Genomic DNA, 1,465 nt, shown 5'->3' on the forward strand with positions numbered 1-1,465 from the left:
ACTTGAATCTTGCGATTTTTCGATACAGTGTGCCTCAAAAGGCAGACCTGTAGCGTGAAAGGTAAATCAACGGTTTAGGCCGTGAGCTTGAGATGACGCAAAATGTCGAGAAGCGGTTTCTTCTCCAAGGCTTGCTCATAAACATACACGACGATCTGCCCGAAGAATTCTTCTCGGATGCGACGTACCACATCACCGATTGTCACGTCTGCTCCATCACGTATCCAATCCTGCCGCTGAAATTCCAGGAAGTTCTGTGTCAGAAACTGGATGGCCCAAAATCGTTGAATACCATGAAACGAAAGCAGTTGGTATTGGTCAAAGCCGAGCAGCTCCTTAAAATAGCGATAACCCGTCTCGATGTTCCATCGTACGTGATAGTATCGTTGAATCGTAACGAGATCCAACGTTGGATCCGTACACAGGAGACAAACCTGAGGTTTGCTCGAGGCGGTGTATTCGTCTTTCCAAGACAGCAGTAACCTGACATTCTCGATTTCGCTGACCGGCCCCTCATAGGCATAGACCCAGTACACGCCCCGACCTTCCACCGTAACGGAGCGGAGATCGGATTTACGAATGTACTGCTCGGCGAAATCGTTAATCTTAATCGTGATTCCGGACGGACAAATGAGTCGGTTCGTTTTTAGAGTCGCAATGACATGAAATCCTTTACGGTTACAGGCATTGACGACTTTTTCGCTGGTGTACCAGCTGTCCATCAGGACGTAAACACGCTCGTCGTCATTTGACGGGAAGGCTTCGATCATTTCAACAGCCAAATCGTTTTTGCTCTTGAAGGTGAGCCGCTGAGCTTCACAATATTCGCTCTGGTAATAGGGTCGGAAATCGAAGGCATAAGATTGACCGCTACTTACGACATGTGTGGTAACGAGATTGTGACACCAGACGGACTTGCCTTCCTCATGCGAATACTGAAAACTCAGAGCTTCCATTCTCTTGGTCGTGCGGTCTTTCTTACAACAGGTGTCATCCACGATCAGAAACACGATTCTTCGGGGATCGCCGCCTTTGAGCTGCGATTTCCGAATTCGGTACATGACCGCTTGTATTCTTCTGCGCTGCATGCGATTCATGCACCATGGCGCATGATTCAAGAAATTCGTAACACTGCTCAAATGACGATGGTCTTTGGCAGCGTATTGGATCTGAGTGATATTTTTGCGTCCGGCACAGAGAATGATGCCATGGACAAGCGTAAACAAATGCTGCAATTGAGGTTTGGAAAATTCTAATTTCAGGGCCAAAATAAACTTGACGATCGGCAGATAGAGGGATACCATGAGATTGGGACATCTCCTTTATTTGGATATTGTGGTGTGGTAACCAACAATTTCTTCCAAAAGGATTGATGTCCTTCTTCTGTTCCTCTCTCCGACAAAGGTTCTAAGCTTCTGAGTTTAAGTAACACGATTTGACGGCAATATTTTTGCAAGACTCAAGT

Annotated in this window: 1 protein-coding gene; it reads right to left on the reverse strand. The window is 46.6% G+C overall.

What is annotated here, in order from left to right:
• Positions 1-74 precede the first annotated feature (74 nt).
• Positions 75-1,304 (reverse strand): IS701 family transposase, encoded by a 1,230-nt coding sequence (locus IDH41_RS31075; protein ID WP_190868228.1) that lies wholly within the window; start codon positions 1,302-1,304, stop codon positions 75-77.
• Positions 1,305-1,465 lie beyond the last annotated feature (161 nt).

It is taken from the genome of Paenibacillus arenilitoris, assembly GCF_014705655.1.
GTDB lineage: Bacteria > Bacillota > Bacilli > Paenibacillales > Paenibacillaceae > Pristimantibacillus > Pristimantibacillus arenilitoris.